Below are 12,734 nucleotides of genomic sequence, written 5' to 3'. Positions count from 1 at the left end.
ATATGAGGCAATTTGTAAAACCAACAGTTGTCGTAAGTAAATGTTTAGAATTTGAAGCATGTCGTTATAACGGTGATAAGCTGTCCGATGCAACCGTACGTAATTTACAGCCATATGTAGAATTCATCCCAGTTTGTCCAGAAGTGGAGATTGGACTTGGGATTCCAAGAGAAACAATTCGTATTGTGGAACATGATGGAACGCAAAAATTAGTGCAGCCATCAACAGGTGCTGATTTGACGGAGAAAATGCAGCAGTTTTCAGATTTATTTTTATCCTCTCTACCGGATGTGGATGGTTTTATTTTAAAAAATAGGTCACCAAGCTGCGGAACACGTGACGTGAAAATATATGCTGGATTAGAAAAAGCACCCACAAAAGGCAAGGGTGCCGGATTATTTGGTAGTGCAGTTTTAGCGCGATTTTCACATTTAGCGATTGAGGAAGAAGGAAGATTGTCGAATTTTATCATTCGTGAACATTTTTTGACGCAGCTATTTACACTTGCGCATTTTAAAACATTGAAGAAAAATAAGAACATGAAAGTATTAGTTGAATTTCAGTCTAATCATAAGTATTTATTCATGGCATATAATCAAACGAAGCAAAAAGAATTGGGGCGCATCATTGCGAATAAGGAAAAGCATTCGATTGATGAAGTGTTTGCAAAATATGAAGAAATATTGTACGTATTGCTAAACCGGACACCGCGGTATACATCAAATATCAACGTATGTCAGCATATTTTGGGGTATTTTAAAAATAAATTGAAGAAAGAAGAAAAAGACCATTTTCTTTCTTTACTCAGTAAGTATGCCGAAAAGAAAATACCATTAAGCAGTTTACTTACCGTTTTAAAGTCTTGGGCAATCCGATTTGAAGAAACATATTTATTAAGACAAACGTATTTCGAACCATATCCAGAAATGTTAGTGGAAATCACAGATTCTGGAAAAGGTCGAGATTATTAAACGAAAAACCGCATAATTCGACTTTTTATTCCTATGTTGTTGTAGAACAATGTAGGAATTTTTTTGTGCATTAGTACAGATTCTGTTTTACAATTAAATTGTGACAGAATTGTAGCAATTATCTTACTACTATTCATTCTTTATATAGAGTAATGTTTGTACTATATACGCGCACGCTGTCGAAATAACGAATTCGATAAGGGGTGTGACAAATGGAATTTACTCTTACTAGAGAAAAACAAATGATCAAAGAAATGGTGCGCGACTTTGCTGAAAAGGAAATCGCTCCGAAGGCTGTGTATTATGACAAAACGGCAGAATTCCCATATGAAACGTTTCAAAAAATGGGCGAACTTGGTTTGTTAGGAATCCCATTCCCTGAAGAATACGGTGGTTCTGGCGGTGATACGTTATCGTATGCACTAGCAGTTGAAGAAGTTGGCCGTGCTTGCGGTGGTACAGGATTAAGTTATGCGGCAACAATTTCACTTGGAGCTTCTCCGATTTATTATTTTGGCACAGAAGAACAAAAACAAAAATATTTAGTTCCAATGGCATCTGGTAAGACACTTGGTGCATTTGGATTAACGGAGCCAAATGCTGGATCTGATGCTGGCGGTACACAAACGAAAGCGGTATTGGATGGCGATGAATATGTAATTAACGGTGAGAAGTGCTGGATTACAAACGCTGAGTATGCAAATACGATTATTGTAACCGCTATAAATGGTATGGATGAAAGCGGCAAAAAACGCATCTCTGCTTTTATCGTACCGACAAATAGCGAAGGATTAACAATTTCTAGTCCGTACGACAAAATGGGCGTTCGTGCTTCCAATACATGTGAAATTGTTTTAGATGGTGTTCGTGTACCGAAGGAAAATATTCTTGGGGATGTAAATAAAGGATTTAAACAATTTTTATATACGTTAGATGGTGGTCGTATTTCGATCGCTGCATTGGCAGTAGGGATTGCTCAATCTGCATTTGAGCGTGCACTGCAATATGCAAAGGAGCGCAAGCAATTTGGTCGCTCTCTATCAAACTTCCAAGCAATTCAATTTAAATTAGCAGATATGGCAACAGAAATTGAATTAGCACGGAATATGGTACATAAAGCTGCTTGGTTAAAAGACAATGATAAACCATTTGGAAAAGAAGCTGCAATGGCAAAACTATTTGCATCTGAAACAGCAAGCCGTGTATCTAACCAAGCTGTGCAAATTCATGGTGGTTACGGATATATGCGTGAATATGAAGTAGAGCGTCATATTCGTGATGCAAAGCTATTAGAAATTGGTGAAGGTACTTCTGAAATTCAACGTCTCGTTATTTCAAGACATTTAGGATGTCGTTAAGAGGAGGGTTCACTATGTTTCGAAAAATATTAATTGCTAACCGCGGTGAAATTGCTGTTCGTATTATAAAAACGTGTGAAAAACTTGGAATTCAAACTGTAGCAATTTATTCAGAAGCTGATGAATCTGCCCTTCATGTGAAAATGGCAAGTGAAGCACATCTTGTTGGTGGTCCGCGTGTTCAAGAAAGTTATTTAAATCTTGAAAAGATCATTGAAATTGCCAAAGAAACAAAAGTAGAGGCAATCCATCCAGGTTACGGATTGTTATCAGAAAATACAACATTTGCAGCGCGTTGTGAAGAAGAAGGAATTGTTTTTATCGGTCCTTCCAAAGATGTGATTGCAAAGATGGGAAGTAAAATTGAGTCTCGCAAAGCAATGTTAGCGGCTGAAGTTCCGATTGTACCTGGTATTTCATCTAACATTCCGACAGTTGAAGAAGCAAAAGAAATTGCAGGCCAAATTGGTTATCCGCTTATGTTGAAGGCATCCGCTGGCGGCGGGGGCATTGGTATGCAAGTGATAGAAACTGAACAAGCGCTCACTCAAGCATTTGAAAGTAATCAAACGCGCGCAAAGAATTTCTTCGGCAACGGAGAAATGTATATGGAACGATTGATTACAAATGCGCATCATATTGAGATTCAAGTGCTTGCTGATAAACAAGGGAATACGGTGTATTTGTGGGAACGTGAATGTTCGGTACAGCGCCGCAATCAAAAAGTAATTGAAGAAGCTCCGTCTCCATTTTTAGATGAAGCAGCGCGCATAGAAATGGGAGAGGTTGCAGTCAAAGCTGCGAAAGCGCTCGGTTATACGAATGCAGGAACAATTGAATTTCTTGTTGATGATGAGAAGAATTTCTATTTCTTAGAAATGAATACGAGATTACAAGTAGAACATCCGGTAACAGAAGAGATTACTGGTCTTGATTTAGTCGAACAGCAATTGCGAATTGCATCAGGTGAAACCCTTTCGTTTACACAGGATGAAGTAAAACGAAGTGGTCATGCCATTGAAGCACGCATTTATGCTGAAGATCCTAAAACGTTCTTCCCATCACCAGGAAAAATTACATCTCTGTCCCTTCCAACATCAGTACGGATTGATCATTTCTTAGAAGATGGTGTAGCAATTACTCCGTTTTATGATCCGATGATTGCAAAAGTAATTGCACATGGTGAAACGCGAGGAGAAGCAATCCAAAAGCTACAGGTAGCATTAGACGAACTAAAAGTAGAGGGTATTAAAACAAATACGCCGATGCTTCTACAAGTCTTAGAAGATGAAGTATTCCAAAGCGGTATTTACACAACAAGCTTTGTAACGAAGCAGCTTGTGAAAAAATAAAGGTTACGAAATGTAAAGGGGGAAATAAATGATGACAAAAGTATATGCATCGATGGCAGGAAATGTTTGGAAAATTGTGGTGGGTGTAGGAGATACAGTAGAGGAAGATCAAGATGTCGTCATTTTAGAATCTATGAAAATGGAAATTCCAATCGCTGCAGAAGAAGCTGGCACTGTAATGAAAATTCTTGTGCAAGAAGGCGATTTTGTGAACGAGGGAGATGTTTTAGTAGAAATTGAATAGTGAGAAACGGGGTGCAATCGATTGAAATTACCTTCTTTTGCTTCTATTAAAGAAGTCGGGCCGCGTGATGGTTTGCAAAATGAAAAGAAAGTTGTTGGTACAAAAGATAAAGTGAAATGGATTCATATGCTGGCAGACGCAGGTCTTTCTTATATTGAAGTTTCATCATTCGTTCACCCTAAATGGATTCCTGCTTTAGCCGATGCACAAGATGTGTTTGCTGCGCTTGAGCGGAAACCGCATGTTACATATGCAGCTCTCGTTCCAAATCAAAATGGTTTGGAACGGGCGCTGCTGCAAGATGTAGATGAGGTGAACGTCTTTTTATCTGCTAGTGAAACACATAATAAGAAAAATATTAATAAATCGATTGATGAAGCACTGTCTGTTATTGAAGAGATAACGAAACAATCATTATTTGCTGGGAAAACGGTTCGAGGATACGTATCGACTGTATTTGGTTGCCCATATGAAGGTGAAGTAAACATTCATAAAGTTGATGAACTTTGTAACAAGTTGTTTTCATATGGCATTTATGAAGTATCGCTTGGGGATACAATTGGGGTGGCAAATCCAGTGCAAGTAGAGCGTGTACTAGAGCACTTACTCCAAAAATATGATTCTTCTAAGTTTGCGATGCATTTCCATAACACGTACGGTATGGCACTAGCTAATGTAGTAAAGTCATTAGAGTGCGGTGTTACAACTTTTGATAGTTCTTGCGGCGGTCTTGGCGGATGTCCGTATGCACCAGGTGCGTCTGGGAATATCGCAACAAATGATTTAGTTCATATGCTTCATAAAATGGGTGTACAAACAAATATAAATGAAGAAAAGCTATTACAAGCAACAAAATTTATCCAAAGCAAGCTAGGTACGCAGATTCCGAGTCATGTATACCACGCTTTGCAACATAAAACTGTGAGTAGGTGATCTTATGTTACAGCTGCAAAATATTTCAGTTGATTATGTAACGCCTCATATCGTGAAAATCACATTGAATCGTGAAGGCCAAGCAAACTCTTTATCACTTTCTCTTTTAGAAGAACTACAAGATACACTAAGTCGTATTAATGAAGAAAACGATGTTCGTGTCGTAATGATCACAGGAGCAGGTACAAAAGCATTTTGTGCAGGTGCAGATTTAAAAGAGCGTGCCAATATGAACGAAGAACAAGTACGTGATGCAGTTGGAATGATCCGTTCTACTATGGATATGGTAGAACAATTATCACAACCTGTTCTTGCAGTAATAAACGGAATTGCGCTTGGCGGCGGGACAGAATTAAGCCTTGCTTGTGATATTCGCATCGCTTCAGAATCAGCAAGTCTCGGTTTAACAGAAACTTCGCTTGCGATTATTCCAGGAGCTGGCGGGACGCAGCGTCTTCCGCGTTTAATTGGAATGGGACGCGCAAAAGAATTAATTTATACGGCAAGACGTATATCAGCCCAAGAAGCAAAGGAATACGGACTTGTTGAGTATGTTACTCCTGCCCAAGAATTAGAAGAAAAAGCAATTGAAATCGCCAAAAAAATTGCAGTGAATGGTCCAATTGCAGTTCGTCGTGCGAAGGAAGCAATTACAAATGGGATGCAAGTTGACTTGCAGACAGGTTTGCAAATGGAAAAGCAAGCGTACGAAGGTGTTATTCATACGAAAGACCGCTTAGAAGGATTACAAGCATTTCGCGAAAAACGGAAGCCGATTTATAAGGGGGAATGAATATGCTAGATCAAAAACAACAATCTCGTACATTAGAAGAGTGTGTAGAAACGATAAGGCAGGGCGGGGCGCCTAAATATCATGAGCAAAATGCATCAAAAGGGAAATTATTTGTTCGTGAGCGTCTTGCACTTTTGTTTGATAACGGTGAGTACGTAGAAGATGCGTTATTTGCAAACTGTGAACAAGAAGGATTGCCTGCAGATGGAGTTGTTACCGCAACTGGTAAAGTAAATGGACGCACTGTTTGTGTAATGGCAAATGATTCGACTGTAAAAGCAGGATCATGGGGCTCTCGTACAGTAGAAAAAATTTTACGTATTCAGGAAACAGCTGAAAAATTACGTGTACCACTTTTTTATCTTGTCGACTCTGCCGGCGCGCGTATTACAGATCAAGTTGAAATGTTCCCAGGCAGACGCGGGGCAGGGCGTATTTTTTATAACCAAGTGAAATTATCTGGAAAAGTACCGCAAATTTGTTTACTATTTGGCCCATCTGCTGCCGGCGGTGCATATATTCCTGCTTTCTGCGACGTTGTAATGATGGTTGAAGGAAATGCATCTATGTATCTTGGTTCGCCTCGTATGGCTGAAATGGTTATCGGTGAAAAAGTGACATTAGAAGAAATGGGCGGAGCACGTATGCATTGCTCTGTATCTGGCTGCGGAGATGTACTTTGCAAAACAGAAGAAGATGCAATCTCAAAAGCACGTCAATATATTTCTTACTTCCCAAGCAACTACTTAGAAAAAGCTCCAATGACAGAACCTCAAGAACCGAAAGAATTCGAAAAGACGTTAGAACAAATTATCCCGGAAAATCAAAATGCACCTTTTAATATGCACGATTTAATTAAACGTGTAATTGATGAAGACTCTTTCTTTGAAGTGAAAAAGTTATTTGCACAAGAGCTTATTACTGGGTTTGCGCGTATTAACGGTATGCCAATTGGTATTATTGCGAATCAGCCTCGTATGAAAGGCGGTGTATTATTCCATGACTCTGCGGATAAAGCAGCGAAATTTATTACACTTTGCGATGCTTATCACATTCCGCTTTTATTCTTAGCTGACGTACCAGGATTTATGATTGGTACGAAGGTAGAGCGAGCTGGTATTATTCGTCACGGTGCGAAAATGATTTCCGCTATGAGCGAAGCAACTGTGCCGAAAATTTCTATCGTTGTACGAAAAGCATATGGTGCAGGTTTATATGCGATGGCAGGTCCTGCATTTGAACCTGATTGCTGTCTTGCTCTTCCAACAGCTTCGATTGCGGTAATGGGACCAGAAGCAGCTGTAAATGCAGTGTATGCAAATAAAATCGCAGCGCTACCAGAAGAAGAGCGCCAAGGCTATATCGCGCAAAAACGTGAAGAGTATAAACAAGATATTGATATTTATCGTCTTGCATCAGAAATGGTTATCGATGGTATTGTTCATCCAAACCAATTACGCACTGAATTGAAGCAACGTTTTGAGATGTATATGAGTAAGTATCAAGTATTTACAGATCGTAAACATCCAGTTTATCCAGTATAGAAATGAGAAAAGGCATAAAAACCTTTTCTTTTTAGATGGACGAGAGCATCTGGCCGTGCACAGGTGTGGTCAGATCCTTTTTCTCGAAAATAAAAGCAACTCGGTTCTTGCTTTGTATAACGGTGGTCTAGATGTTGAAACATCAAAATAAAGTTTTATAAAAGTGAGAACGCCCTGCCAAAGGGTTTTCTTTTTCAAAAAAATTAAGGAGGGACAAATTGTGAAGCAAGCAGTTTGGTTTCCAACAGAGGAATATAAAGCAAACACACGCTTATATCAATGGATGCAATCGCTCGGATATGATGATTATGAAACATTTTATGAAAATTCAATTGAAGACCCGGCATGGTTTTGGGAAGAAGCAGAGCGTGCGGTAGGTTATCAATGGATGCGTCCATACACAGACGTGTTAGACTTAGCAAACGGCATTCCATTTGCAAAGTGGTATGCGGATGGAACTTGCAATGTTGTAGAATCTGCACTATCTCGTTGGATTGCGGAAGATGATACGAAAACAAAGCAGGCTCTTATTTGGGAAGGCGAAAATGGTACATCAAAATCATTTACATATGAGGAACTAGACCACTGGGTAAGCTGCGTTGCAAATGGATTAAGGCATTTAGGAATTGAAAAAGGAGATCGTGTAACCATTTACATGCCAATGATTCCCGAAACAGTAGTTGCCATGTTAGCTGTCATGAAAATTGGTGCGATCATGTCTCCTATTTTTTCTGGGTTTGCTTCAGATGCAGTGATGACGCGCGTACAAGCTGCAGGCTCTAAAATGATTATTACTGCTGATGGATTTGCGCGCCGCGGTAAAACGGTTTCTTTAAAAGACGAAGTAGATAAGGCGTGTGAGCATTGCAAGAGTGTGGAAAAAGTCGTAATTGTTCGTCATGCGGGGAATGAATTTACACCGCAGGATTACGATATTTCATGGAGTGTTTTAGAAAAAGACAAACCATTTACGCACGCAGAAGAAATGAAAAGTGACGACCCGCTTATGCTTATTTATACATCTGGTACAACAGGGAAGCCGAAAGGGACCGTTCATACGCATGCGGGGTTCCCATTAAAAGCAGCTTTTGATGCTGGTTTTGGCATGAATGTGAAACAAGGTGACCGTGTGTTATGGATTACTGATATGGGCTGGATGATGGGGCCGTTTTTACTATTTGGTTCTCTTCTTAACGGTGCGACAATGGTTATGTATGAAGGGGTTCCTGATTATCCAGAACCAGATCGTTTATGGGAAATGGTTGATCGTTATGAAGTAACGCATCTTGGTATTTCACCAACATTAATTCGTTCCTTAATGGCAAAAGGTGATTCATGGGTTGAGAAACATTCCTTGCAAAGTTTAGAAGTAATCGGTTCAACAGGTGAGCCGTGGAATCCAGACCCATGGATGTGGCTCTTTGAAACAGTTTGCAAAAAAAGAGTACCAATTTGTAACTACTCAGGTGGCACTGAAATTTCTGGTGGTATTTTTGGAAACGTCCTCATTAAACCAATTGCGCCAATTAGTTTTAACGCATCGCTGCCAGGAATGGCCGCTGTTGTATTAGATGAAAACGGTGCACCAGTTCAAAATGAAGTCGGAGAACTATGTCTAGAAAAACCGTGGGTCGGAATGACGAAAAGTTTCTGGGAAGAAGACGAGCGTTATGTAAGCACATACTGGTCCCGGTTTGAAAACAAATGGGTGCATGGTGACTGGGTATTATATGATGGAGAACAATACATCATCACAGGTCGTTCTGATGACACGTTAAATATTGCCGGAAAACGTATTGGACCTGCGGAGTATGAGTCCATTCTTGTAAAACACCATGATGTAATCGAAGCTGGTGCAATTGGGGTTCCAGATGAAGTGAAAGGTGAAGTATGTCATTGTTTTGTTGTGTTACGTGAAGGCACTGTGTTTACACCAGAACTGAAAAAAGAATTATTAAGCCTAGTAAACTCTCATATTGGGAAAGCATTGTGTCCGAAAGATATTCATGTTGTCGAAGATCTGCCGAAAACACGTAATTCAAAAGTAATGCGCCGCGTTATTAAAGCTGCGTATTTAGGAAAAGAACTTGGAGATTTATCTTCACTTGTGAATCCTGAGGTTGTGGCATATATTCAAGCAATACAGTCTCAGAAGCTACGATAATTTTAAAAAGCAAACTCCCGATATGAAGGAGTTTGCTTTTTTGTTTGTGTTTATTAGTTGTCGGTCTGAAACAAAGTTGATCTGTTTATAAAAAATGAATAACGAAATCGAAAAATCAATAATATTAAGTTAGGGATTAATATTATTGATTTTTTTGATTTAAAAATTTAACTTTTTTATTTATATTTTTGATTACTTGTTATATAATTGAATCAACTAAAAGGAAGGGATTTCATTATGGCTTATAAAGTAATCACAAATTGTCCTGTCTGCAGTAAAACATTGAAAATTACAAAGTTGCAGTGCTCCCATTGTCACACTACGATTGAAAATGAGTTTGAATTATCTAAGTTGGCATCCTTATCAAAGGATCAGCTTCATTTTGTGGAAGTATTTTTAACATGCAGAGGGAATATCAAAGAAGTTGAAAAGGAACTGGGGATTTCGTATCCAACGGTTCGAGGTAAGCTAACAGACATCATTTCATTCCTTGGATATGTGCCGAAGAAGAAGAAAAATGAAGTAGACGAGAAAAAAGTTGTCACCATGTTGGAAAATGGCGAAATCACACCAGAAGAAGCCATTAAGCTCTTAAAAGAGGAATAGGGAGGAATTTATCATGAAAGAGGAAATTACAAGAGTGTTAACAATGGTTCAAGAAGGAAAGATTGATGCTGAAAAGGGATCAGAACTGATTCAAGTATTAAAAGAGAAAGAAGAAACAGGTAATAAGCTTTTGGAAAAACCGACTAAATATCTAGATAAAATATTAAAAATTCGTGTTGTATCAGCCGAAAATGATAACGTCACGGTTAATTTGCCTATAAAACTTGTCAAGGCAGTATTAATGGCTGGACACAGCATCGCAGCGAGTATTCCTCAATCGGAAAAATACGTTAAAGATATAGACATAAGCCTTATTATTGAAGCAATCGAAAACGAATTAGATGGCCAAATTGTTGATATTAAATCGGCAAACGGGGATACCGTTGCGGTCATCATTGATTAGTGATTTGCTTATGATGCATGTAAAAGTGAAAGCAAAAGATGTTCGGTTTACCATCCCAATCCCATATGCTATTTTAAACATTGTTATTTCAATTTTGACTTCAAAATTTTTTCAGCAAAATGCAAACAAATGGACAAAAGAGCACTTCGAAAGAAAAAACCTGGACTTTACCTTTCCACTAATAGACAAAAAAACGCTAAAGCCTATCGTCAAGGAACTGAAAAATTATAAGGGGATCGTGCTAGTAGATGTCAAAGCTAAGGACGGTACTGAGGTTAAGGTTAGACTATAAGTTATTAATGAATAAAGTGAGTCTTTTCTTCGTGGGTTTCATCAGTAAACTTGGAAAGCACGATTTCATTAGGACGTTGAATCTGAAGTCTTAAAAAGCCTGCCTCCTTTAGCCCCTGAAAAATAGCATTATCAACATTTTCAATATCATCTACACCCACGACAAAATCCAATATGTAAATCGATAATAAAGTTGTTTAATTTTGTTATGAAAATATAAGAGCCTTGCTACAATCTAGTGTGTAGTAAGGCTCTTTAAAGTTGTTTAATTTCTATACATTTAAAAGGTATTTGTACTTAAAAATCATTAATAAAGTAGTTTAATTCTTATTGAACTAAAGCACCTGTTTGTTTAAGTGAATAAATTCACATTTATAATTCCTCTCAAATATAATATCAGTTTATATATTCACAATTCTTCTCTAACAGGCTCTTCACTAAATCTCTTAGATAAATTGTAATTTGTTAATCGATGTGCTTGTGTAACCACTGCTCAAATACTTTCAACTGTTCTTCAGTATGAAAGTAATGTTCACCTGCTTCCATGACTTCTAATTCACAACTGTGTTTTTTTGTAAAATAGTTAATAGTTTCAAATTCGCATAGTTCATCCTTGGCTCCATACATAATATATGTATCTGTATTCCATGTATTAATAGGATGTTCTTTTACATAGCATAAATAATCCCAATATAACTTTTGACCAATAGGTGTTTCTATAGTCATTTCTTTTTGCAAAAGCTCTGGTGTTACATTAAACCATTTCATTATATTTTCGATAATTCGTTCCATATTAAATACCGGTGATAAAAATAATGCCTTTTTTAGCACATCATTTTGATAAGCTAAAAGGCTAAAATAAGCTCCCATACTACATGCAAACACGCTTACTTCTTTCCAATGTTCTTTTGCGTAATTCATAATTATAGATAATTCACTAACACAAAACTGTACTTTACAAGGAGTATTATCATTTTTTCTTTCTCCATGCTCAGGTAAATCAAAGCTTAATACTTGATAACCTTTTTGATTGGCTTCTTCAGCTAATATTTGAATCACTGCATCTTCTTTATTTGACATATTTCCATGTACTGCAATAAAAATTTTTTCACTCTTTTCTCCCCATAAAACTGCGGGAATATTACTAATTTTAAAATTGTCTTTAAGCATATTTCCTCCATAGAATAAGACGTATGGGATTTGCAAAAAATCACATACATTTTATATTCTTCTACCTAGTTAAAATAAATCAAACTATTCATAACTTACCACAAATTAATTATAATATCTCTCTATATCTGTATAACATAGTCTACTTTATATTTTAAACCTTTCTTTTGTCCACCTCTTCAGAAGCTTACAAGTTCTCTTATTTTGATTCCTTATTGAGCTAACCTGCACCGTTAGTGGAAGAAGGATTTTTAAACAACTTTATTATCTCTGCACACAATATTGGTTTGGCAACCATATCTTTAATAACTGTGCTTCCAATATGTTCAATTCGATTTTCCTGAATAGGTGTTGAATTTAGAATATCCTGTTTCACCCTATGAAACTCTTTCTGCCAATCAACTGTATATGCTTCTAATCTTATTTCATTGTAACCACCTCATTCTAAGGATTATGTAAATGATTCGTTCTCGTTCCCAAAAATCCTTCTTCACCTAAACTGCTCCGTTTCTGTACATGAAGAAGAAAGTACTAATTGATTATTAAATTGAATAGATAAAATAGAAATAAAAAAAGGAGAGCGTGTTTTGATTAACCTTTTTCAAAACACGCTCTTTTCTTTTGTTCGTTTATAAAGGTTAATGGTATTATTTCAAAGTTATATTAGTAGTAATTACAAATTGAAAATTCACAAAAATACAATTTCCTTAATATAGAAAAAATAGTGTATTTATGACAAAATTAGAAATAGCTATAAATATTGTTAAGGAAGGGGGAAACACCGAGGATTTTAGCAGCATTTTTAGTATTTATTTTATTTCTTGCATAGAGAGTAGGGGGAAGAGAAGAGAAAGCTTAAGGCGTGAGCATGAAAAAGGTATTTTCATTAGAAACATACTTGTCTT

14 protein-coding genes are annotated in these 12,734 nt (G+C 37.3%); 11 read left to right on the top strand and 3 right to left on the bottom strand.

Annotated elements, in window-relative coordinates:
• The first annotated feature begins 2 nt into the window (after nt 1-2).
• The 11 genes from Q9306_RS08565 to Q9306_RS08515 all read left to right on the top strand — a co-directional run bounded on the left by Q9306_RS08565 (nt 3) and on the right by Q9306_RS08515 (nt 10,660).
• Nucleotides 3-971 carry a YbgA family protein gene (locus Q9306_RS08565; protein ID WP_306197264.1) on the top strand — a complete coding sequence of 323 codons (969 nt, stop codon included), beginning with the start codon at nt 3-5 and terminating at the stop codon, nt 969-971.
• Between the two features lie 212 nt (nt 972-1,183).
• A complete protein-coding gene (locus Q9306_RS08560; protein WP_306197262.1) occupies nt 1,184-2,329 on the top strand; it encodes an acyl-CoA dehydrogenase in 1,146 nt (381 codons plus the stop codon).
• A 14-nt stretch (nt 2,330-2,343) separates the two neighbouring features.
• A complete protein-coding gene (locus Q9306_RS08555) occupies nt 2,344-3,681 on the top strand; it encodes an acetyl-CoA carboxylase biotin carboxylase subunit (RefSeq protein WP_306197260.1) in 1,338 nt (445 codons plus the stop codon).
• Nucleotides 3,682-3,709: 28 nt separating this feature from the next.
• On the top strand, nt 3,710-3,925 hold the full coding sequence (locus Q9306_RS08550) for an acetyl-CoA carboxylase biotin carboxyl carrier protein subunit (protein WP_242218319.1): 216 nt from the start codon (nt 3,710-3,712) through the stop codon (nt 3,923-3,925).
• 21 nt (nt 3,926-3,946) lie between these two features.
• Nucleotides 3,947-4,858, top strand: a complete 912-nt coding sequence (locus Q9306_RS08545; protein WP_306197257.1) for a hydroxymethylglutaryl-CoA lyase — start codon at nt 3,947-3,949, stop codon at nt 4,856-4,858.
• A 4-nt stretch (nt 4,859-4,862) separates the two neighbouring features.
• Entirely contained in the window at nt 4,863-5,651 is a 789-nt protein-coding gene (locus tag Q9306_RS08540) for an enoyl-CoA hydratase (RefSeq protein ID WP_306197255.1), read from the top strand.
• Between the two features lie 2 nt (nt 5,652-5,653).
• Nucleotides 5,654-7,195 carry an acyl-CoA carboxylase subunit beta gene (locus Q9306_RS08535; RefSeq protein ID WP_306197253.1) on the top strand — a complete coding sequence of 514 codons (1,542 nt, stop codon included), beginning with the start codon at nt 5,654-5,656 and terminating at the stop codon, nt 7,193-7,195.
• 220 nt (nt 7,196-7,415) lie between these two features.
• Nucleotides 7,416-9,359, top strand: a complete 1,944-nt coding sequence (locus Q9306_RS08530; protein ID WP_306197251.1) for an AMP-binding protein — start codon at nt 7,416-7,418, stop codon at nt 9,357-9,359.
• 237 nt (nt 9,360-9,596) lie between these two features.
• Nucleotides 9,597-9,965, top strand: coding sequence for a DUF2089 domain-containing protein (locus Q9306_RS08525; RefSeq protein WP_306197249.1), 369 nt, complete (start codon nt 9,597-9,599; stop codon nt 9,963-9,965).
• Nucleotides 9,966-9,978: 13 nt separating this feature from the next.
• Entirely contained in the window at nt 9,979-10,368 is a 390-nt protein-coding gene (locus tag Q9306_RS08520) for an SHOCT-like domain-containing protein (RefSeq protein WP_306197247.1), read from the top strand.
• Between the two features lie 10 nt (nt 10,369-10,378).
• Nucleotides 10,379-10,660: a hypothetical protein gene (locus Q9306_RS08515; protein WP_306197245.1), complete on the top strand. Its 282-nt coding sequence runs from the start codon at nt 10,379-10,381 to the stop codon at nt 10,658-10,660.
• Nucleotides 10,661-10,664: 4 nt separating this feature from the next.
• Here Q9306_RS08515 and Q9306_RS08510 read toward each other — a convergent pair whose 3' ends face one another.
• The 3 genes from Q9306_RS08510 to Q9306_RS08500 all read right to left on the bottom strand — a co-directional run bounded on the left by Q9306_RS08510 (nt 10,665) and on the right by Q9306_RS08500 (nt 12,253).
• Nucleotides 10,665-10,820 (bottom strand): hypothetical protein, encoded by a 156-nt coding sequence (locus Q9306_RS08510; RefSeq protein ID WP_306197244.1) that lies wholly within the window; start codon nt 10,818-10,820, stop codon nt 10,665-10,667.
• Between the two features lie 304 nt (nt 10,821-11,124).
• Entirely contained in the window at nt 11,125-11,829 is a 705-nt protein-coding gene (locus Q9306_RS08505; RefSeq protein ID WP_306197241.1) for an alpha/beta hydrolase, read from the bottom strand.
• Nucleotides 11,830-12,049: 220 nt separating this feature from the next.
• On the bottom strand, nt 12,050-12,253 hold the full coding sequence (locus Q9306_RS08500; protein WP_306197322.1) for a GrpB family protein: 204 nt from the start codon (nt 12,251-12,253) through the stop codon (nt 12,050-12,052).
• Nucleotides 12,254-12,734: the final 481 nt, after the last annotated feature.

The sequence above is a fragment of the Bacillus multifaciens genome, from assembly GCF_030756675.1.
Classification (GTDB): Bacteria; Bacillota; Bacilli; order Bacillales; family Bacillaceae_G; genus Bacillus_A; species Bacillus_A multifaciens.
Note: the sequence above shows the minus strand (reverse complement) of the source record. Positions and strands in the feature narration are given on the sequence as shown.

Bases quoted from the DNA above. Each gene is read 5' to 3' on its own strand.
- Q9306_RS08565 (WP_306197264.1), top strand. From the start codon at position 3: ATGAGGCAATTTGTAAAACCAACAGTTGTCGTAAGTAAATGTTTAGAA.
- Q9306_RS08560 (WP_306197262.1), top strand. From the start codon at position 1,184: ATGGAATTTACTCTTACTAGAGAAAAACAAATGATCAAAGAAATGGTG.
- Q9306_RS08555 (WP_306197260.1), top strand. From the start codon at position 2,344: ATGTTTCGAAAAATATTAATTGCTAACCGCGGTGAAATTGCTGTTCGT.
- Q9306_RS08550 (WP_242218319.1), top strand. From the start codon at position 3,710: ATGATGACAAAAGTATATGCATCGATGGCAGGAAATGTTTGGAAAATT.
- Q9306_RS08540 (WP_306197255.1), top strand. From the start codon at position 4,863: ATGTTACAGCTGCAAAATATTTCAGTTGATTATGTAACGCCTCATATC.
- Q9306_RS08535 (WP_306197253.1), top strand. From the start codon at position 5,654: ATGCTAGATCAAAAACAACAATCTCGTACATTAGAAGAGTGTGTAGAA.
- Q9306_RS08525 (WP_306197249.1), top strand. From the start codon at position 9,597: ATGGCTTATAAAGTAATCACAAATTGTCCTGTCTGCAGTAAAACATTG.
- Q9306_RS08520 (WP_306197247.1), top strand. From the start codon at position 9,979: ATGAAAGAGGAAATTACAAGAGTGTTAACAATGGTTCAAGAAGGAAAG.
- Q9306_RS08515 (WP_306197245.1), top strand. From the start codon at position 10,379: ATGATGCATGTAAAAGTGAAAGCAAAAGATGTTCGGTTTACCATCCCA.
- Q9306_RS08505 (WP_306197241.1), bottom strand. From the start codon at position 11,829: ATGCTTAAAGACAATTTTAAAATTAGTAATATTCCCGCAGTTTTATGG.